The organism is Pseudomonas sp. PS02290 (genome assembly GCF_029960075.1).
Taxonomy (GTDB): Bacteria; Pseudomonadota; Gammaproteobacteria; order Pseudomonadales; family Pseudomonadaceae; genus Aquipseudomonas.
In genome coordinates, this window is record NZ_JASCOY010000005.1 from 65717 (window position 1) to 86914 (window position 21198).

The 21198-nt window shown below is 60.3% G+C and carries 14 protein-coding genes; 6 read left to right on the top strand and 8 right to left on the bottom strand.

The genetic code is table 11. The features are described 5' to 3' along the window. The first annotated feature begins 71 nt into the window (after nucleotides 1-71). A complete protein-coding gene (locus tag QMX88_RS04715) occupies nucleotides 72-1376 on the top strand; it encodes a mechanosensitive ion channel family protein (RefSeq protein ID WP_282366807.1) in 1305 nt (434 codons plus the stop codon). 116 nt (nucleotides 1377-1492) lie between these two features. On the opposite strand, the gene QMX88_RS04720 is transcribed toward QMX88_RS04715, so the two are convergent. From QMX88_RS04720 to QMX88_RS04730, 3 genes are all read right to left on the bottom strand, one after another. After that, nucleotides 1493-1729, bottom strand: coding sequence for a hypothetical protein (locus QMX88_RS04720; protein WP_282366808.1), 237 nt, complete (start codon nucleotides 1727-1729; stop codon nucleotides 1493-1495). Between the two features lie 152 nt (nucleotides 1730-1881). After that, a complete protein-coding gene (locus tag QMX88_RS04725; RefSeq protein ID WP_282366809.1) occupies nucleotides 1882-2748 on the bottom strand; it encodes a carboxylate/amino acid/amine transporter in 867 nt (288 codons plus the stop codon). A gap of 388 nt (nucleotides 2749-3136) precedes the next feature. Next, nucleotides 3137-3451 carry a 3-phosphoglycerate kinase gene (locus QMX88_RS04730; protein WP_065992674.1) on the bottom strand — a complete coding sequence of 105 codons (315 nt, stop codon included), beginning with the start codon at nucleotides 3449-3451 and terminating at the stop codon, nucleotides 3137-3139. Between the two features lie 50 nt (nucleotides 3452-3501). On the opposite strand from QMX88_RS04730, the gene QMX88_RS04735 reads away from it, so the two are divergent. The 3 genes from QMX88_RS04735 to QMX88_RS04745 all read left to right on the top strand — a co-directional run bounded on the left by QMX88_RS04735 (nucleotide 3502) and on the right by QMX88_RS04745 (nucleotide 7329). After that, nucleotides 3502-4428, top strand: a complete 927-nt coding sequence (locus QMX88_RS04735; protein WP_282366810.1) for a LysR family transcriptional regulator — start codon at nucleotides 3502-3504, stop codon at nucleotides 4426-4428. Between the two features lie 322 nt (nucleotides 4429-4750). After that, entirely contained in the window at nucleotides 4751-5308 is a 558-nt protein-coding gene (locus QMX88_RS04740) for a peptidylprolyl isomerase (RefSeq protein ID WP_282366811.1), read from the top strand. A 188-nt stretch (nucleotides 5309-5496) separates the two neighbouring features. After that, on the top strand, nucleotides 5497-7329 hold the full coding sequence (locus QMX88_RS04745; protein ID WP_282366812.1) for an ABC transporter ATP-binding protein: 1833 nt from the start codon (nucleotides 5497-5499) through the stop codon (nucleotides 7327-7329). A gap of 159 nt (nucleotides 7330-7488) precedes the next feature. Here QMX88_RS04745 and QMX88_RS04750 read toward each other — a convergent pair whose 3' ends face one another. Beyond that, nucleotides 7489-8613 carry a GNAT family N-acetyltransferase gene (locus tag QMX88_RS04750; protein ID WP_282366813.1) on the bottom strand — a complete coding sequence of 375 codons (1125 nt, stop codon included), beginning with the start codon at nucleotides 8611-8613 and terminating at the stop codon, nucleotides 7489-7491. Nucleotides 8614-8905: 292 nt separating this feature from the next. Between QMX88_RS04750 and QMX88_RS04755 the strand changes: the two genes are divergently transcribed. Further along, on the top strand, nucleotides 8906-10225 hold the full coding sequence (locus QMX88_RS04755) for a putative porin (RefSeq protein ID WP_282366814.1): 1320 nt from the start codon (nucleotides 8906-8908) through the stop codon (nucleotides 10223-10225). A gap of 345 nt (nucleotides 10226-10570) precedes the next feature. Here the strand turns inward: QMX88_RS04755 and QMX88_RS04760 are convergent, their stop codons facing one another. The 4 genes from QMX88_RS04760 to fadD2 form a co-directional block, all read right to left on the bottom strand. Further along, nucleotides 10571-11692, bottom strand: coding sequence for a beta-ketoacyl-ACP synthase III (locus QMX88_RS04760; protein WP_282366815.1), 1122 nt, complete (start codon nucleotides 11690-11692; stop codon nucleotides 10571-10573). Nucleotides 11693-11919: 227 nt separating this feature from the next. After that, on the bottom strand, nucleotides 11920-15831 hold the full coding sequence (gene hrpA / locus QMX88_RS04765; protein ID WP_282366816.1) for an ATP-dependent RNA helicase HrpA: 3912 nt from the start codon (nucleotides 15829-15831) through the stop codon (nucleotides 11920-11922). A 420-nt stretch (nucleotides 15832-16251) separates the two neighbouring features. Beyond that, a complete protein-coding gene (gene fadD1, locus QMX88_RS04770; protein ID WP_192171544.1) occupies nucleotides 16252-17949 on the bottom strand; it encodes a long-chain-fatty-acid--CoA ligase FadD1 in 1698 nt (565 codons plus the stop codon). A gap of 356 nt (nucleotides 17950-18305) precedes the next feature. After that, entirely contained in the window at nucleotides 18306-19994 is a 1689-nt protein-coding gene (gene fadD2 / locus QMX88_RS04775; protein ID WP_282366817.1) for a long-chain-fatty-acid--CoA ligase FadD2, read from the bottom strand. A gap of 226 nt (nucleotides 19995-20220) precedes the next feature. Here fadD2 and QMX88_RS04780 point away from each other — a divergent pair, with 226 nt between their 5' ends. After that, on the top strand, nucleotides 20221-21165 hold the full coding sequence (locus QMX88_RS04780; RefSeq protein ID WP_282366818.1) for an alpha/beta hydrolase: 945 nt from the start codon (nucleotides 20221-20223) through the stop codon (nucleotides 21163-21165). The last annotated feature ends 33 nt before the right edge of the window (nucleotides 21166-21198 follow it).

Sequence of the window (21198 nt, forward strand, 5' to 3'; positions counted from 1 at the left end):
CTACCCTGCCCTCGCTTCCCTATCAATGCTCTAATCGCGCCCCCCATTTTTGATCAGGAGATCCAGCGCCCATGGACACCCATTCGCTTTGGCTACGCGCCCAGGAAATCTGGACGCTGCTGGAAAACCAGCCAATGCTGCGCACGATCACCGGCTTGCTGTTACTGCTCATCGCCGCCTTCGTGCTCGGGCGGCTGGCGCGATGGATGATCCTCTACGCCATGAAAGCCCTGAGCCGCCAGCCGTCGCTGTTCTGGCTCAATGACTTTCTGCACAACAAAGTCTTTCACCGACTGGCCCAGGTCACGCCCTCGGTAGTGATCCAGTTCGGTCTCAATCTGGTCCCGAACCTCAGCAACGCTGCCAACCACGTACTCGGCAACATCGCGCTGGCGTTCACCATCCTCTTTCTCATGCTCACCGTCGGCGCGCTGCTCAACGCGTTGCTGGACATCTACGCGCGCACCGAACACGCCCGCACCCGCTCGATCAAAGGCTACGTGCAGCTGACGAAAATGATCCTGTACGTGTTCTCCGGGATCATCATCGTCGCCACGTTGATTGATCGATCGCCGTTGCTGCTGCTCTCCGGACTGGGCGCGATGTCAGCGGTGATTCTGCTCGTCTACAAAGACACCCTGCTGTCCTTTGTCGCCAGCGTGCAACTGACCAGCAACGACATGCTGCGCGTCGGCGACTGGATCGAAATGCCACAAGTCGGCGCCGACGGCGACGTGGTGGACATCACCCTGCACACCGTCAAGGTGCAGAATTTCGACAAGACCATCGTGTCGATCCCGACCTGGCGCCTGATGTCCGAGTCGTTCAAGAACTGGCGCGGAATGCAGCAGTCCGGCGGGCGCAGGATCAAGCGCAGCCTGTTCATCGATGCCAGCGGCGTGCGGTTCGTCTCCGATGAAGAAGAACAGAAGCTGACCCAGGTCCGCCTGCTGACCGACTACATGGGCCGCAAGAAAGCCGAGCTCAAGGCATGGAATCAAGCCCAGGGCAACGTCGCCGAGATGTCGGCCAACCGCCGCCGCATCACCAACATCGGCACGTTCCGGGCCTACGCCCTGGCGTACCTGAAGAGCCACGCCGACATTCACCCGGACATGACCTGCATGGTCCGCCAGATGGAGACCACAGCTCAGGGTGTTCCGCTGGAAATCTACTGTTTTACCCGGACCACCAGTTGGGGTGACTACGAGCGGATTCAGGGGGATATCTTCGATTATCTGCTGGCGGTGCTGCCGGAGTTCGGGCTGGGGGTTTATCAACAGCCGAGTGGGGCTGATTTACGGATGGGGTTGGCAGAATTGTCGACTGCTCAAAAACAACGGGAAGATCAGCCGTTGGACGTCCATTCTAATTAGAAACGTTGTAATTGATTTGGCATGCCCATCTGGTTATTCAGCACACTCTTAATTCAAACAACAAAAAGCCCGGCATCTGCCGGGCTTTTATTGTGGGTCTTGTTACACCCAGGGACTTACTGATAACGCTGATAGCTCGAACCGAACTCTTTGCGGTTTTCAGCAACGGTCACGGTGCCGGAAGTCTGAGTAGCGAAAGGCTTGACCGCCTCTTTGCTGGCGACTTTGCTGTCCAGAACGGTAGCGCTGGAAGCGTCGACGATGGCGCGTTGGTGGATGTGCTCAGGGCTGGCGAAGGCAGAACCGGCAGCCAGGATGGACAATGCGAAACCGAATGCAATGGACTTTTTCATGATGTAGATCTCCGCGTAGTTGCTGGTAAGTGGGTTAAGTCGTTTCGTTGGGGCCAATCTATTCGCTTGATCCCAACATCAAAAACCACGCATGAAGATATCTAACATCACCCTCGCTGATGTCGGTGACGCGGGCGTCTAACCCGGCTGTTTCAGAGAATGGCCCGGCGTTGAACAAGACCGCGCCGACTGATCCACACCGAAGAAACAATCACCAGCCCGCCTAAAAACAGCTTGCCCAGGTCCTCGTTCTGCCCCCAGATCAACAGATTGATCAGCAGCCCCACCGGCACGTGCAGGTTATTCATCACCGCGAGTGTGGCGCCATTGACCAGGCACGCGCCCTTGTTCCACCAATACATGCCGAGCGCGGTTGAACACAGGCCGAGGAACAGCAGCACCACCCACTGTTGAGGCGCGTCCGGCAGATGCTGCGGATTGCCGAACAGCAGAAACGCTGGCAACGCCACGGCGAGAGCACCGAGGTAGAAATAGCCGAAGCGTCGGTAGTGGGGCAGATCGCTGGGGTGACGGGCCACCAGGTGCTTGTAGAGCACCTGCCCTGCGGCGTAGGTGAAATTCGCCACCTGCAGCAGCAGGAAGCCGCCGAGGAAATCCGGATCAACCCGATCGTAACGAATGATCACGGCGCCGAGCACCGCGACCATGGCCGCCAATAGGCCCCACGGATTGAAGCGCCGGTTGAGAGCGTCTTCGATCAGCGTGACGTGGAGCGGCGTGAGGATGGTAAACAGCAGCACTTCGGGGACCGTCAGCACGCGAAAGCTCAGGTACAGGCAGACGTAGGTGACGCCGAACTGAAGCGCGCCAATCAACAGCATGCCACGCATGAATTGAGGCTCGACGCGACGCCAGCGCGTCAGCGGGATGAACACCAATCCAGCCAGCACGACGCGAAGCAGCACGGCAAAGTAGCTGTCGACGTGCCCGGCCAGATAGACGCCGATCAGGCTGAAGGAAAACGCCTGAATCAGCGTCACAAAAAGTAGATAGCCCATGGTTGCCCCTTTTTTGAAGGCGGCGACCTTAGCCGGTTGGCCATGCCCTGTCTATTAAGCAGTCGGCTCGCCACCGTTGGCGGCGACTCGGGACCCGGAAAGAAAAAACCCGATAGACCCGGCGCAATCCTGCGGGTCGATCGGGCAATGCACTCAGGAGCGAACGAGTGCCAATGGAGTGTCGATGAACGCGAGCATCTTCAAGGGGCGGGATTAACGGGCGATTAAGGCGTCCAGGCGGATGCCGCGCCAGCGTTCGGAGGTCAATCCCCTCGCCGTAACGACGGCAGGCATATCGATCAAAGAAGCCAGCTTTCGACCCGAACCCATCCAAGAATTTGTTTTATCGACGAAGCCGACGTACGCTCCGTCGACGCTGATGCGTGGGTTACAGAGGCTCGCAGCTCAGGGAGATGCGCAGTTTGACGATGTCGCGAGTGAATTTCGCGGTGACTTCGGTGCTGCTTTTCGGCGCGACCTGAACCCGGCGCGTGCGCGGGGCTTCCGGCCCGTTGCGAAAGACCACGCTGCACTTGGCAGGGACATCGCCGAAGTTGTTCAGGGTGATGTTGCCGATGTCGTAGGCGACGTCATGACTGTTGTAGTCCACCTGCACGCCCTTGATGTCTTTCTCGACGTCAATCGGGTAGGCAAACGCGCTCAGCGGCAGCATCGCCAGCAGCACACAACAGATTCTTTTCATGGGGCAGTCTCCATTCAGGGACCGCCAGCTTAGGACAACAGGAGCGAGAGATGAAAGCGCCCCGCGTGACCCTTGATCAATGGCGCACGCTGCAAGCCGTTGTCGACCATGGCGGCTTTGCTCAGGCCGCCGAAGCGCTGCACCGTTCGCAGTCCTCGGTCAGCTACACCGTCGCCAGGATGCAGGACCAGCTCGGCGTTCCGCTGCTGCGCATTGACGGACGCAAAGCCGTGCTGACCGAGGCCGGCGAAGTCTTGTTGAGACGCTCGCGGCAGCTGGTGAAGAACGCCAGTCAGTTGGAAGACCTTGCCCATCATATGGAACAGGGTTGGGAGGCCGAGGTGCGTCTGGTGGTCGACGCCGCTTACCCGAACGCCCGGCTGGTGCGAGCGCTGACAGCTTTTATGCCGCAAAGCCGCGGATGTCGGGTGCGACTGCGTGAGGAAGTGCTGTCGGGCGTGGAGGAAGTGTTGCTGGAAGGTGTAGCCGATCTCGCCATCAGCGGCTTCAGCATCCCCGGTTTTCTGGGTAATGAGATGAGCAAGGTGGAGTTCGTCGCCGTGGCCCATCCCGGCCATGCCTTGCATCAACTGCAACGTGAGTTGAATTTCCAGGATCTGGAAAGCCAGTTGCAGGTGGTGATTCGTGACTCCGGGCGCAATCAACCGCGCGACGTCGGCTGGCTCGGCGCCGAACAGCGCTGGACGGTGGGCAGCCTTGCGACGGCCGCTGCGTTTGTGAGCAGCGGGTTGGGCTTTGCCTGGTTGCCGCGCCACGTCATCGAGCGGGAGATCCAGGAGGGCGTGCTGAAAATTCTGCCTCTTGATAAAGGCGGCAGTCGGCATCCCACGTTCTATCTGTATTCCAGCAAGGACAAACCGCTCGGGCCAGCGACGCAGATCCTGATTGAGCTGATCCAGAGCTTCGACACCGCGCCGCTGGACGCGCCCTTCCCGGCGCCGCAGCAGATGCTTTGAACAAAGCGCGCTGTAAGTGGGACCGGCTTTAGCCGGGAAAGCGTCGGGTGTCACACCGCAAATATGAGGGTGCTCCATCCGGCCTCTTCCCGGCTGAAGCCGGTCCCACAAGAACAGCGCGTGCACCTGTAGGACTGGCTTTAGCCGGGAAGGCGTCGGGTGTCACACCGCAGGAGTGAGGGTGATAAAGCATGCCCCTTCCCGGCTGAAGCCGGTCCCACTGAAATCAGCGCGCGCCACCCCCCACTGTCCAAATCCGCGCAAACGTGCTTCCCTTACGTCCAGTTTTTTCGCAGTCGACATTAATTTCAGGACTCTGCCCATGCTGAAGAAAATCGCCCTCTCCGCCGCTGCCGTGTTGTTCGCCGGCAATCTGATGGCCGCTCCGGCGCCTCACGTTGTGCTGACCACCAGCTTCGGCGATGTGGAAATTGAGCTGAACCAGGACAAGGCACCCGTCAGCACCCAGAACTTCCTCAAGTACGTCGACAGCAGCTTCTACAACAACACCATTTTCCACCGCGTCATCCCGGGCTTCATGGTGCAGGGCGGCGGCTTCACGGCGCAGATGCAACAGAAATCCACCAACGACCCGATCAAGAACGAAGCCGATAACGGCCTGCACAACGTGCGCGGCACCGTCGCCATGGCGCGGACGTCGGATGTGAATTCGGCCACCAGCCAGTTCTTCATCAACGTCGTTGACAACGCAATGCTCGACCACGGCGCCCGTGACTACGGTTACGCCGTGTTCGGCAAGGTCGTGAAAGGCATGGACGTCGTTGACCAGATCGTCAACGTGCAGACCGGCAACAAAGGCGGGATGCAGAACGTGCCGGTTGACCCGATCCTGATCAAGACGGCCAAGCGCGTGAACTAAGCCTGCCGCAAGCGCAAAAGCCGGGCGTCTGCCCGGCTTTTGCATTTTCAGGCCCCGGCCCTTGAATCAGCGTGAGCAATCGCGTTTTCATGCGGTCTGAACCGAAGACTGTCATTGAGCTGCTCTCAAGCCGCTGTGTTCAATCCCCACCAAAAGGAGAGCCCGCTCAAGCGTGGGCGTCATTGCCAATGCTCTATCGCCGTTTTGAACAGCTGATCGATATCTTCCGCGAAGCCCCCACCGCCGCCCCGCCCAACACTGTCACGTCGTTCTACGCGTATTACCTGCGTCAGGTCTGGCCCAGCTTTGCCGCATTGCTGGTAGTGGGACTGATCGGCGCGCTGATCGAGGTGTCGCTGTTCAGCTACCTGAGCCGCATCATCGATCTGGCCCAGGGCACGCCAAACCCGAATTTCTTCCGCGAACATGCGTTCGAGCTGACGTGGATGGTCGTCGTCGCGCTGGTGCTGCGGCCGATCTTCGTTGCGCTGCACGACCTGCTGGTGCATCAGACCATCAGCCCGGGCATGACCAGCATGATCAACTGGCAGAACCACAGTTACGTGCTCAAGCAGAGCCTGAATTTCTTCCAGAACGACTTCGCCGGGCGCATCGCCCAACGTATCGTCCAGACCGGCAATGCGCTGCGTGATTCCGCGGTGCAGTCGGTGGACGCGTTGTGGCACGTGCTGATCTATTCGATCAGCGCGCTGGTGCTGTTCGCCGAAGCCGACTGGCGCCTGATGATCCCACTGCTGAGCTGGATCATCGCGTTCATCCTCGCCCTCCGGTACTTCGTGCCGCGGGTGAAAGCGCGCTCCGTTATCTCTTCCGATGCGCGCTCCAAACTGATGGGCCGCATCGTCGATGGCTACACCAACATCGCCACGCTCAAGCTGTTTGCCCACACCAATTCCGAGCAGCAGTACGCCCGCGAGGCCATCAGCGAACAAACCGAGAAGACCCAGCTGGCCGGCCGCGTGATCACTGAAATGGACTCCGTGATCACCACGCTCAACGGCATTCTGATTGTCACCACCACGGGCCTGGCGTTGTGGCTGTGGACCCAGTCGCTGATTTCGGTGGGCGCGATTGCGCTGGCGACCGGTCTGGCGATTCGCATCGTCAACATGTCTGGCTGGATCATGTGGGTGGTCAACGGCATTTTCGAAAACATCGGCATGGTCCAGGACGGGCTGCAGAGCATCGCGCAGCCAGTGGGCATCACCGATCGGGACGCGGCGCCGAAGCTGACCGTCAGCCGTGGCGAAGTGAAATTCGAAGACCTCAACTTCCAGTACGGCAAGGGCAAGGGCGTGATTCACGGCCTGAACCTGGACATCAAGCCGGGCGAGAAGATCGGATTGATCGGGCCGTCGGGCGCCGGTAAATCCACGCTGGTGAACCTGCTGCTGCGTTTGTATGACGTCCAGGGCGGGCGGATCCTGATCGATGATCAGGACATCTCCCACGTCGCCCAGGAAAGCCTGCGCTCACACATCGGCATGATTACGCAGGACACGTCGCTGTTACACCGCTCGATCCGCGACAACCTGCTTTACGGCAAACCGGACGCGACCGACGCTGAATTGTGGGAAGCCATGCGCAAGGCCCGCGCCGACGAGTTTATCCCGCTGCTGACCGATTCCGAAGGTCGTACCGGGCTGGATGCCCATGTGGGCGAGCGCGGCGTCAAGCTGTCCGGTGGTCAGCGTCAGCGCATCGCCATCACCCGCGTGCTGCTCAAGGATGCGCCGATCCTGATCATGGACGAAGCGACGTCCGCACTGGATTCGGAAGTGGAAGCGGCGATTCAGGAAAGTCTGGAAACGCTGATGCAGGGCAAGACGGTGATTGCGATTGCTCACCGGCTGTCGACCATCGCACGGATGGACCGCCTGATCGTGCTGGAAAACGGCGTGATCGCTGAGAGCGGGACCCATGGCGAGCTGCTGGCGCACAAAGGGTTGTATGCCCGGCTGTGGGCGCATCAGACCGGTGGGTTTGTCGGGGTGGATTGACCCTTGAAGAAATAGGCCCGGGGCGGATGTCCTGGGAGGTTCCGATGCCGTCTTCGTGAGCACGCTCACTCCCACAAGGGTTGAGCTTGCCACGAGACAGCGGTGTCAGGGCGAAGCCAACAAAGCTGTTCACGCTTGATCGGACCCAGACAGATCGAGCTACACCTGCCGATACGGCAAGGCCCCGCGCGCTTCTTCGGCGTACGCCAGAATCCCTGCCCGCTCCTGGGTCAGAAAATCCGCCACCGCTTCTCGCAGTCCCGGGTGCGCCAGGTAGTGCCATGAGTGGGTGATGACCGGCTCGAAACCGCGAATCAACTTGTGCTCCCCTTGGGCGCCAGCGTCGAAGCGCTTGAAGCCATTAGCGATCGCGTAATCCATGCCCTGATAGAAACACGTCTCGAAGTGCAGCCGGTCGAACTCGGCCAGGCAGCCCCAGTAGCGGCCGTAAAAGCTGTCGCCGCCGATCAGGCTGAACGCCATCGCCACCGGCCGCGAACCCTGTCGCGCCAGCACCACACGAATCGCGTCGGGCATGCGCTCGGCCACCAGGCTGAAGAATTCCCGCGTGAGGTACGGCGTTTGCCCACGCACTTCGTAGGTATTGGAATAGCAGGCGTAGACAAAATCCCAGTGCGCCTCGCTCAGCTCGTGCCCTTCCAGCCAGTCGAAATCAAAGCCCTGCCCCGCCACTTGCTCGCGCTCTTTGCGCATCTGCTTGCGCTTGCGTGAGCTCAAGACATCGAGGAAATCCTGAAAATCCCGATAGCCGCGGTTCTGCCAGTGGTACTGGCAGCCGATGCGTTGCAGCCAGCCGGGCTGTTCGGCAAGCAATGCGTCGGCGACCGGGTCGGTGAAGTTGACGTGAACGCTGGACAGCTCCTCGCCCTGGGCATAGCCCGGCAGGCAGGCGAGCAGTTCGCGGCCATCTTCGGGGGTCTTTGCCAATAGGCGCGGCCCGCTGACCGGACTGAACGGCACAGCCACCAGCAGCTTGGGGTAATAGGCCAGACCGGCGCGCCGGCAAGCGTCCGCCCAGGCGTGATCGAAGACGTACTCGCCGTAAGAGTGCCACTTGCGGTAGGCCGGCAGCGCAGCAATAAGTTGCTCGCCCTCGTAGTGCAGCAAGTGCTCGGCGCGCCAGCCGGAACGCGGCCCGAGGCTGCCGCTGTCTTCCAGCGAACTGAGAAAGGCATGGCGCAGAAAGGGTGAGTCGCCAGGTATCAGGGCGTCCCACTGTTCAGGGGCAAGGTCCGACAATTTATCCAAACGGTGTAACGACATTTCGCCACTCCTGGTGCAGTCGTGTGGTCGCGCTAACGTCTGCGCAGTATCACTTATTCACAGGGCCTGCACGTGAATTTAGTCGACAGAACGCTCTAGCCTGCGGCTTCAACAAAATTTTCACATGTCATCCACATGCCATCACCTTGCCACTCTTTCGTCATAAACGGCCGCAATACTGGCGCCTGTTTTTAGAGCATCAGGTTCTAAGCGCTCTGACCTTTCCCCGCCCGCCAATGGTCGGTTGATCCCTGGATGATTCGGTCATCCCTTCTCAGTTACGGAGATTGATATGCGTCTTGCTTCCACGAAAACTGCGGCAGCCCTGTGTGGTGGTGTGCTGCTGGCCATGAGCGTTCCGGCCAGCGCCGCAGTCGACGCGAAACTGCTCGACATGCTCAAGGCCAACGGCTCGATCTCACCTGCCCAGTACGCCGAACTGCAAACCGAGCTGACCAAAGACCAACTGGCCCAGCAACAGGCCCAGAAAGCGACCTCCGACCAGATCGCCGCTGCCACCGCTGCCAAGTCCTCCGAACTGTCTGCCTTCGAGCAGAAAGTGGCATGGGCAGCGAAGACTCAATTCAAGGGCGACGTTCGCGTTCGGCAAGAGACGGTCAAGATCGACGACCAGAACAACAGCCAGGACAAAAACCGTCAGCGCATCCGTGTGCGTCTCGGCGCCTACAGCGAGATCAACCCGCAAGTCAGCACCGGTATCCGTATCGCCACCGGTGGCGACAACAAGGCCAACTCCACCAACGTTGACCAGAACGACTACTTCACCAAGAAAGACCTGTGGCTGGATCAAGGCTTCATCGACTACCACCCAACCGCGATCCAGAACCTGCACGTCATCGGCGGCAAGATGGCTCAGCCATGGGTCAGCGAAGGCGACGTGATCTGGGACAACGACATCAACCCTGAAGGTCTGGCCGCGACTTACAGCCTGCCGATCAACAAGAGCTTCGAGCTGTTCGGCAGCGCCGGTACCTACACCCTCAAAGACAACATCAGCGGCGAAGGGACGCAGTTCAAGAACGACCTGCGCCTGAACGCCGCTCAGTTGGGTACGCGGATCGCCATCACCGACAACGTGAAGATGACGGTCGGCGGTTCGGTCTACAACTACGAGAACTCCAACGACTGTAATCCGGCCGCTGCCAGCACCAGCACGACGTTCTGTGGCTTGAGCATCAACGGCAACAACACCACTGACTTCCGTCTGTATGAAGGCTTCGGTCAACTGGACCTGACCGGCTTTGTCGTGCCGGTCGGCCTTTACGGTCAGTACGTGGTCAACAGCGCCACCAACAGCGACGAAGACACCGCCTGGCTGGCCGGCGTGAAAACCAAGGTGTTCGGTTTCGGTCTGGACTACAACTACCGCGATACACAGCGTAACGCTGTAGTGGGTGCTTTCACCGATTCCGATTTCGCCAACGGCACTACCGGTTCGCGCGGTCACAAGCTGGCCATTTCCTACGACATCGACAAGAACTTCGCGGTCGGCGCGACGTACTTCCTGACCAAAGCGGACTTCGCGACTTCTGCGCTGCCGCGTGATCAGGATGCGAACACGCTGCAACTGGACGTGCTGGCGAAGTTCTAAGAAAGGCAGCTACGAGCTATAAGCTGCAAGTGACAAGCTGAAAGCTTCAAGCGGCGTTTTCTTGCCGTTTGAAGCCGCTACAGACCTCAAGCCCGCCGTTGCTCTGTCGGATCCCCATCATCCGTTCCGACAGAGCAGCGCCGGGCTTTTTTTGTGGACTCTAGGATCTTCTGCGGATCCTACAACTTTACGAGAGATTCCCTCTCGCGCAGCTGGCACAGTCCTTGTGGGAGTGAGCTTGCTCACGAGAGCGGCATTTCAGCCGCTGAAGATTTAGCGGATGTCATGGCCTCTTCGTGAGCAAGCTCACTCCCACATGTTTAGCCGGCAGTCATCCCGCACGCATCACTTCTTGCGCAGAATCACGCTACCAATCGAATACCCCGCGCCGAACGAACTGAGCACGCCCAGCGCGCCGCTTGGCAGGTCGTCCTGGTGTTCGTGAAATGCGATGACCGAACCGGCGGAGCTGGTGTTGGCGTAGCGGTCGAGGATCACCGGGGCTTCCTCGACCGTGGCGTCGCGGCCGAGCAGTTTCTTCACGATCAGGTGGTTCATGCTCAGGTTGGCCTGATGCAGCCAGAAACGCTGCACGTCGCCGACGTTCAGCTGGTTCTCGTCCAGGTGCGCAGCCACCAGTTCGGCGACCATCGGGCAGACGTCGCGGAACACCTTGCGGCCTTCCTGCACGAACAGTTTGTCCGCCTTGCCCTCGCCCTCTTCCGCCGTGCGGTTGAGGAAACCAAAATTGTTGCGGATGTTATTGGAGAACGTGGTCAGCAGCTTGGTGCCGACGATGTCGAACTGGTGCTCGGAGGTCGCCAGGTCAGCGCACTCGACCACCACCGCCGTGGCCGCATCGCCAAAGATGAAGTGGCTGTCGCGGTCGCGGAAGTTGAGGTGCGCGGTGCAGATTTCCGGGCTGATGACCAACAGCGCCCGGGCCTGGCCCAGCTTGACGCTGTTGCAGGCGGTCTGAATGCCGAAGGTGGCCGATGAGCACGCCACGTTCATGTCAAAGCCGAAGCCCTGAATGCCCAGCGCCGCCTGGATTTCGATGGAGATCGCCGGGTACGCGCGTTGCAGGTTGGAACAGGCGACGATCACGCCGTCGATGTCAGCGGCGGTCTTGCCGGCACGCTGCAGGGCCTGCCTGGCCGCGGCAACGCCCATCTCGCAGAGAATCGACCATTCGTCATTGGAGCGCTCGGGCAGACGCGGCTTCATGCGCAGGGGGTCGAGAATGCCGTCCTTGTCCATCACGTAACGGCTTTTGATGCCGCTGGCTTTTTCGATGAACGCCGCGTTGGATTCCGTCAGTGCCTGAACCTCTCCCGCTTCGATCGCGGCGGCATTTTCGGCGTTGAACTGGGCAACGTAGGTGTTGAAAGACTGCACCAGCTCATCGTTGGAAATACTGTTGGCGGGGGTGAAAAGCCCGGTGCCACTGATCACGACTTCGTACACGGTCGTTCCTCTCGAGATAAAAGCAGCTCATTGACGGCAGCAGCTGAACAGCCAGCACAAGCGGGGCGTCGGTGGTTCTGGGACGAAAGTCCCAATGCAACGAGGCAGCAACCCGCTTGGCGGACGACGGATGTTTGTGACGCTATGAAGTTTAGCCGCGAAGTTTGCCATAACGGCTGCCATTTCGCGCTATCGGGTAATGTAATCGGGACTGCGGGCCGAGGGGATCAACCCTCGACCTGGGTCCATTGCTTGTTCAGGCGCTTGTCCGAGATCGGTACTTTGGTCCCCAGTTGCTGGGCAAACAGCGACACGCGGTATTCCTCCAGCCACCAGCGATACACCACCAGTTCCGGGTCGCGCTTGCCTTCCTGAGCGTGTTTGTCGGCGCGGGTCTGGTACTGCGCCCAGAGATTGCCCAGTTCGATGCTCCATACCCGGTCCTTCTGCGCCTGGCTGCCGAGCTTCTCAAGACGGATTTCTATGGCCTTGAGGTAACGCGGCAGTTCCTTGAGCCACACCGCCGGCGTCTCGCGGACGAAACTGGGGTAGACCAGCTTGCTCAGCTGACCTTTGATGTCATTCAGCGCCACGGCCTGGGCCAGATCGATCTTGCCCTTGAAGCGCTTTTGCAGGCCGTGCCAGAGCTTGAGGATTTCCAGCGTCAGCCTCGCCAGCCGCTCGGCATGCTCGGTCAGACCGCCACGCTTGCGCTCGGCCAGGGACAGCAGGCCGGCGCCGTCTCGGGGCAACGTCGTTTCGCCTTCAAGAATGCAGCTGTCGAGGCTCGCCAGCAGGATGTCTTCGATCAATGCATCGACCCGACCCAGGTCGCGGTACAGCAAGGCCAGCTCGGTCTGTCCCGGCAACTTGCTGCGCAGGAACTTGGTCGGCTCAGCCAGTTGCTGCAACAACAGCCGCTGCAGGGCTCGACGGTGTTGATATTCGGCTTCGGCCTGAGTCGAGAAACGCCCTTCCTTGACCGTGCCGCCCTCTTCCACCAGCGCCGGATACACCGTCATCGACAGCCCGGCAATCTGCTGTTGCGTCTTCTCGGCCACTGCCGCAAAGCCCTTGGCCTCGACCGGCTGCTGACCTTTCGCCGATTGAGGCACCGCCAACGCGGCTTGTCCGGCCTCGGCGAAACGGGCGGTCAGCTCATCCAGCTCACGGCCTTCACCGAGGAACTTGCCGTTGGCGTCGACCACTTCAAGGTTCATTTTCAGGTGGCTTTCCACCTGTTGTGCCGCTTCGGCCCAGGCTTCGTCGGTCACTCGCACGCCGGTCATGCGCAACAGCTCACGGCCCAACGCCTGGGGCAACGAGCCTTCGGCGAAGACCATCCGTTGCAACGCGGCTTTGACGAAGTCAGGCACCGGCACGAAATTCTTGCGCAGCGCCTTGGGCAGATTGCGCACCAGCGCCACGCATTTGGTTTCCAGCAGCCCCGGCACCAGCCATTCCAGGCGCTCGGCCGGCAACGACAGCAACAGCGGCGCCGGCACGCGCAGGGTCACGCCGTCGCGCGGATGGTTCGGCTCGAAATGGTAAGTCAGCGGCAAGGTCAGTTCGCCGAGACGCAAGGTGTCCGGGTACTGATTGGCCGTGACCTCGCTGGCTTCACGGGCGAGCACATCTTCCTCGCGCATGATCAGCAGCTGCGGGTTCTTCTGGCTTTCCATCCGGTACCAGGCGTCGAACGTCGCGGTCTGGTGAATCTCCGCCGGCAGGCGTTCGTCGTAATACCGATACAGGGTTTCTTCGTCAGCCAGGATGTCGCGGCGCCGCGCCTTGGCTTCCAGTTCGTCGAGCTGCTCCAGCAGCTTGGTGTTGGCCGTGAGGCATTTGGCCCGGGACTGGATCTCGCCGCGCACCAGCCCTTCGCGAATGAAGAACTCGCGGGACACCACCGGGTCGATCGGCCCGAAATGCACCGGCCGACGCCCCACGACGATGAGGCCGAACAGCGTGATCTGCTCGAAGGCGACGACCTGGCCGCGCTTCTTTTCCCAATGGGGTTCGAAGTGGTTTTTCTTGATCAGGTGCCCGGCGAGGGGTTCGATCCAGTCAGGCTCGATCTTCGCCACCATGCGCGCATACAGCTTGGTGGTTTCCACCAGCTCGGCAGCCATGATCCATTGCGGGCGCTTGCGGCCCAGCCCCGACGACGGATGCACCCAGAACCGCCGCTGGCGGGCGCCCATGTAATCGCCGTCTTCGGTCTTCTGACCGATCTGGCTGAGCAGGCCCGACAGCACCGCCTTGTGGAATTTCGGAAAATCGGCGGGCTCTTTGTTGACGGTCAGCTGCAGGTCGCGACAGATCAGGCTCAATTGACGATGGGAGTCACGCCATTCCCGCAGACGCAGGTAGTTGAGGAAGTTGCGGCGACACCAGTTACGCAGCGGACTGGCGGTCAGGGCCTGGCGCTGTTCTTCGAAGCCACGCCACAGATTGACCAGCCCGGCAAAGTCGGAGTCTTGATCTTTCCATTGCGCGTGGGCTTGATCGGCGGCCTGCTGACGCTCCGGCGGACGCTCGCGCGGGTCCTGAATCGACATCGCGCTGGCGACAATCAACACTTCCTGCAAGCTGCCTTGCTTCGCCGCTTCCAGCAACATGCGGCCCATGCGTGGGTCCACCGGCAGGCGCGCCAGTTGTCGGCCCATCGGCGTCAGGTTGTTCTCGCGGTCGACCGCCGACAGCTCCTGCAACAGGTTGAAACCGTCGCTGATTGCCTTGCCGTCCGGTGGCTCGATGAAGGGGAAATCGGTGATCTGGCCCAGTCGCAGATGCAGCATCTGCAGGATGACCGCCGCGAGGTTGGTGCGCAGGATTTCCGGATCGGTGAATTCAGGCCGCGAGAGGAAATCTTCTTCGCTGTACAGGCGCACGCACAGGCCCGGCTCGACCCGACCGCAACGGCCCTTGCGCTGGTTGGCGCTGGCCTGGGAAATCGCTTCGATGGGCAGGCGCTGCACTTTGGCGCGGTAGCTGTAGCGGCTGATGCGCGCGGTGCCGGTGTCGATGACGTAGCGAATACCCGGTACGGTCAGCGAGGTTTCGGCAACGTTTGTAGCCAGGACCACGCGACGGCCCGGGTGAGACTGGAAAATACGCTGCTGTTCGGCCGGCGACAGGCGCGCGTACAGCGGCAGGATTTCGGTGTGCTTGAGTTGCGCCTTGCGCAGCATCTCGGCGGCGTCACGGATTTCCCGCTCGCCGGGCAGAAACACCAGCACATCGCCAGGGGACTTGCGCTCGCTGCGTTCGAAGGCGGCCAGCTCGTCCAGCGCGGCGAGAATCGCCTGATCGACGGTCAGGTCCTCCTCGATGCTGTTGCCCTCTTCATCCTGCTGGGCGGTCATCGGCCGGTACCAGGTCTCCACCGGAAAGGTCCGACCCGAGACTTCGATGACCGGCGCCTTGTCGAAATGCTCGGAGAAGCGTTCGAGGTCGATGGTCGCCGAGGTGATGATGACTTTCAGGTCCGGGCGACGGGGCAGCAGGGTTTTCAGGTAACCGAGGAGGAAGTCGATGTTCAGACTGCGTTCGTGGGCTTCGTCGACGATGATCGTGTCGTAGCGCTCAAGATAGCGGTCGTGCTGGGTTTCGGCGAGCAGGATGCCGTCGGTCATCAGCTTGATCAGGGTGTTTTCATCGCTCTGATCTTCGAAGCGCACCTGATAACCCACCAGACCGCCCAGCGGCGTGCCGATTTCTTCGGCGACCCGGCTGCCAACGCTGCGGGCTGCGATTCGACGCGGCTGGGTATGGCCGATAAGGCCGTGCTGACCGCGACCGATTTCCAGGCAGATTTTCGGCAACTGAGTGGTTTTGCCCGAGCCGGTTTCGCCTGCGATGATCAACACCTGATGTTCAAGAATCGCTTTCTTGATCTCGTCGCGCTTGGCGGCGATGGGCAGGTTTTCGTCGTAGCGCATCGTCGGCACGCTTTGGGCGCGACTCAGCACACGGGCGCACGATGCCTGCACGCGCTCGACCCATTGCGCCCGCTTCGTCTCGTCCGGTTTCTTGCGCAGCTCATGCAATTGCCGGCGCAAGCGATGACGATCGCTGATCATCGCGTGGTCGAGGTTTTTGAAGAGTTGGTCGATGGAAGTCGAATCGTCGGTCATCAGGGCGCGGAATCTTTCTATCTGAATGCAGGGCGCGGATTGTCGCAGATTTGGTGGGGTGGAGGCAGGTCTGCATATCTACGCCCTCATAGATCATGTGGCAGGCCACCCAATGTGGGACAACGCGAACCTTGTGGGAGTGAGCTCACGAAGGGGCCGGGGGCGTTCAGCCACTTTCTCTAGTGAATGAAACTAAGCCTTCGCGAGCAAGCCCGCTCCCACAGGATCGCAGCCAATTCGAGGTCTTTTACCAACCCACAGGATGGGGATGGACTCAGCCTCGGGAAGGCCGCTGGACCTGTGGGAGTGAGCTTGCTCACGAAGGGGCCAGGGCATTCAGCGATACCGCCGTGACAATCCATGCCCGCCTTAAACAACAAACCCCGCACGCTGGCGGGGTCTGTGGGTGTAACGGCTGACTTACGCCGGCTTCTTCAGCGCCAGCTTTTTCAGCTCTTCGTCACGCAGTTCGCGGCGCAGGATCTTGCCGACGTTGGTGGTCGGCAGGGCGTCGCGGAATTCCACGCTGCGCGGCACTTTATAAGCGGTGACGTTGGCGCGCATGTGCTCCATGACCTGATCCTTGCTCAGGGTCGTGCCCGGTTTGCACACCACGAACAGCTTGATCGCCTCGCCGGATTTCTCGTCCGGAATACCGATGGCCGCGCACTGCAGAACACCCGGCAGGGTCGCCAGCACGTCTTCCAGTTCATTCGGGTACACGTTGAAGCCGGAGACCAGAATCATGTCTTTCTTGCGATCAACGATGCGCATGTAGCCGTCCGGCTGAATGATCGCGATGTCGCCGGTCTTCAACCAACCGTCGGCATCCAGCATCTCGTCGGTGGCGTCCTGACGCTGCCAGTAGCCTTTCATGACCTGCGGGCCCTTGATGCACAACTCGCCCACTTCGCCCAACGGCAGCTCTTCGCCAGCGTCATTGATGGTCTTGCACAGGGTCGAGGGCACGGGGATGCCGATGGTGCCCATCTGGATTTTCTGGAACGGGTTGACCGACGCCACCGGGCTGGTTTCGGTCATGCCGTAACCTTCGCAGATCGAGCAACCGGTCACTTCTTTCCAGCGCTCGGCCGCAGCGGTTTGCAGGGCCATGCCGCCCGAAAGGGTGAGCTTCAGAGAGGAGAAATCCAGGTGGCGGAAGTCGGCGTTGTTGCACAGCGCAACGAACAGCGTGTTGAGCCCGACGAAGCCGGAAAACTTCCACTTCGACAGCTCTTTCACCATCGCCGACAGATCACGCGGATTGCTGATCAGCACGTTGTGGTTGCCGCTCAGCATCATGGCCATGCAGTGAAAGGTGAACGCATAGATGTGGTACAGCGGCAACGGCGTGATCAGAATCTCCGTGCCTTCGTTGAGATTGGCCGCCATCAGCGCCCGGCATTGCAGCATGTTGGCGATCAGGTTGCGGTGGGTGAGCATCGCGCCCTTGGCCACGCCGGTGGTGCCGCCTGTGTATTGCAGCACCGCGACGTCGTTACCGTTCGGCGAAACATCCTGCACCGGCTGGCCGTGACCCTTGGCCAGCACGTCGTTGAACTTGACCGCCTTGGGCAAGTGGAACGGCGGGACCATCTTCTTCACGTACTTGATGACGCTGTTCACCAGCAGGCGCTTGAGCGGCGGCAGCAGGTCGGCAACTTCGGTGACGATGATGTGCTTGACGCCGGTCTTGGGCACGACCTTCTCGGCCAAGTGCGCCATGTTCGCCAGGCAGATCAGCGCCTTGGCGCCGGAGTCGTTGAATTGGTGTTCCATTTCCCGCGCGGTGTACAGCGGGTTGGTGTTGACCACGATGAGCCCGGCACGAATAGCGCCGAACACCGCGACCGGGTACTGCAGCACATTGGGCAACTGCACGGCGATGCGGTCGCCGGGTTGCAGGTCGGTGTGCTGTTGCAGATACGCAGCGAAGGCACCGGACAGCGTGTACATTTCGCCGTAGGTGAGGGTCTTGCCCAGATTGCTGAACGCAGGTTTGTTGGCGAAACGCTCGCAGGACTGTTTCAATACGGCCTGTACGTTCGGATACTGATCCGGATCGATATCGGCGGCGATACCTGTCGGATATTTATCCTTCCAGAAGTTTTCGAGCATAAAAGCCGACTCCTCAGCGACAGCGTTTCTACACACCGCTTGATGCGATGATTTCTTGTGTTTGGAATTTTGTAGTCACCGCTTTTTGTTGACCGATGGCACAAAAAGCGGGGCGAGCGTATCAGCTTTGCCAGAGGCCGCCTAGAGCCAAAAGCGGGCTCTCCAGTCACATATCTGACTCTTGAATATGCGACGGTCACGTTTAGAGCAATGAACCTAAATGTCGGAAATGTCCTACGTCGATGTTCATTTACGCACTCCGATTAAACTCAGCAGGAAAGTACCAGGCAAAAAAAACGGCGTGATCAACACGCCGTTTTTCCTGGGTTAGAAGCTGATGAGCAATCGCCGCAACCTCAGGCGATATCCCGCAACTCCCGCCGCAGAATTTTCCCCACCGGCGTCATCGGCAACGACTCACGCAGCACGATCTGCTTGGGGATCTTGTAGCCGGTGAAGTTCTCCTTGCAGTATGCCTTCAACTCCTCGCTGGTCAGCGTTGCATCCCTCGGCACCACGAACAGCTTCACAGCTTCGCCCGAACGGTCGTCGGGAACGCCGATCACCGCACAGTTCGCCACTTTCGGATGCCGCGAAACCACGTCCTCGATCTCGTTCGGGTAGACATTGAAGCCCGAAACGATGATCAGGTCCTTCTTGCGATCGACGATGCGGATGAAACCGTCCGGGTCGATCACCGCGACATCGCCGGTTTTCAGCCAGCCTTCGCTGTCCAGCACCTCGGCGGTCGCCTCCGGTTTGTTCCAGTAACCGCGCATGATCTGCGGCCCCTTGAGGCACAGCTCGCCGCGCTCACCGACGGGCATTTCGATCCCGTCGTCGCTGATGACCTTCGCCGTAGTGCCCGGCACCGGCATGCCTACCGTCCCTAGCCTGGACTGATTGCCATAAGGATTGGCGGTGGCGACGGGAGAGGTTTCAGTCAGGCCGTAGCCTTCGACGATCGGGCAGCCGGTCAGCTGCAGCCAGCGCTCGGCGGTGGCTTTAACCAACGCGGTGCCACCGGAGTTGGTCAGGCGCAGGGTGGAAAAATCGAGGTTCTTGAATTCGGGATGGTCCATCAGCGCCACGAACAGCGTGTTCAGGCCGAGCATCGCCGAGAACTTCGACTTCTTCAGTTCCTTGATGAAGCCGCCGATGTCCCGCGGGTTGGTGATCAGCAGGTTTTGATTGCCGCTGACCATCATGCACATGCAATTACAGGTGAATGCATAGATGTGATAAAGCGGCAGCGGCGCCACCATGATCTCGCTGCCCTGCTTGAAGATCGGCTGCCCGTCCGGCCCATGCTGCTGCATGCAGGCATAGACCTGCTGCATGTTGGCGACCAGATTGCCGTGGGTCAGCATCGCGCCTTTCGGCGAACCGGTGGTGCCGCCGGTGTACTGCAATACAGCAACGTCTTTCAGCGCCAGCGGCACTTGCTGCAGACGATCGCCCTTGCCGAGCTTGAGCACACGTTTGAACGGGATCGCCTGGGGCAAATGATACGCCGGCACCAGCTTCTTGACCTTCTCGACCACCGTGTTGATCAGCCAGCCTTTGGCCGCCGACTGCATGTCGCCCATTTTCACTTCGATGAGGTACTGAATATCGGTGTCCGGCAGCACTTCCTGCACGTTCTTGCCGAAGACGTTGAGGTAGACCAGTGCGCGCGCGCCGGAATCCTTGAACTGGTGGCGCATCTCCCGGGCGGTGTACAGCGGGTTGGTGTTGACGACGATCAGGCCGGCGCGCATGGCACCGAACACGGCGATGGGGTACTGGATCAGGTTGGGCATCTGCACGGCGATGCGGTCGCCGGGTTTGAGGTCGGTCTGCTGTTGCAGGTAACCGGCGAACGCCGCCGATTGGCGTTCAAGCTCTGCGTAGCTCAGGGTGACACCCATGTTGCTGTAGGCTGGGCGATCGGCGTATTTGCGGCAACTGCGCTCGAAGACCTCGACCACCGAGTTATACGCCTGAAGGTCCACCTCAGAAAGAACGCCAGCGGGGCGCTTGTCGTTCCAGAAGTCAGGTTGCATGTTGTTTTTATCCTCTTACCTGAGTGTGCTGGCCCCGTGGAATTTAAACGGGCGTTTGCCGGACGTTAGCAGCTATGGCATAGAAGGCAAATAGTCGTCGCCGCGTCATCACCGGTGTGAATCTTGCGGGTAACCAGCCTGCCATCCGGCTACCGCTATACACTCAAGCGAAGCGCTCGCCACTGCGTTTTTTGAGACAACTTTTTACAGGGGCCAGGGAACCGCGATGGAACACGAAGCTTTTTGGCTGGACGCTCAAGATCACAGTCGCCTCTATGTGCATGCCTGGAGACCGATGGGCAATGCCCGGGCGGTGGTCCTTTTTTCCCACGGCATGGCTGAGCACGCCGGGCGCTATGACAGATTGGGCAAGGCATTGATGCGGGCAGGTTTCGCCCTGTATGGCGCCGATCAGCGTGGCCACGGCCATTCGGCCACCTATGGCACCCTGGGCCATTACGCCGATCAGGACGGCTGGAACAAAGTGGTCGGCGACCTCGCCACGCTGAAAGCGTCGATTGCGGTGCGTCATCCGGGGGTGCCGGTGTTCCTGCTGGGTCACAGCATGGGCAGTTACATCGCCCAAGGTTATTTGCTGCACCACAGCGCCAGTTTGCAGGGCGTGATTCTCAGCGGTTCGAATTACCATCCCGTCACCTTCTATCGCTCGGCGGCGCTGGTAGCCCGTGTTGAACGCTGGCGGAAAGGCCCGACCGGGCGCAGTGCGCTGATCGAACACTTGTCGTTCGGCTCCTTCAACAAACGCTTCAAGCCTGCGCGCACCTGCTATGACTGGCTCAATCGCGACCCGGCCGAGGTTGACGCCTACAGCAACGACCCGCTGTGCGGCTTCCGCTGCACCAATCAACTGTGGATGGACCTGCTCGGGGGCCTGCAGCAGATCAGCAAGCGTTCGAACCTGGCGCAGATCGATCCCGGACTGCCGATCCTGATTATCGGTGGCGAATGTGATCCGGTGAGCGATGGCAAGCGTCTCACGCATCTGGCCGACGCTCTGAGCGGCACCGACCACCCGTTTGTTACGCTGAAGGTCTATCCGCAGGCGCGTCACGAGATCCTCATCGAGACCAATCGCGAAGAAGTCACCCGGGATCTGCTCGCCTGGCTTGAACAGGCGCTGCAGCAGCCAAGGCCGCGCCGCAGCGAATGACGTCAGTGGTTCATCTTTCTTATTTGTCACAGG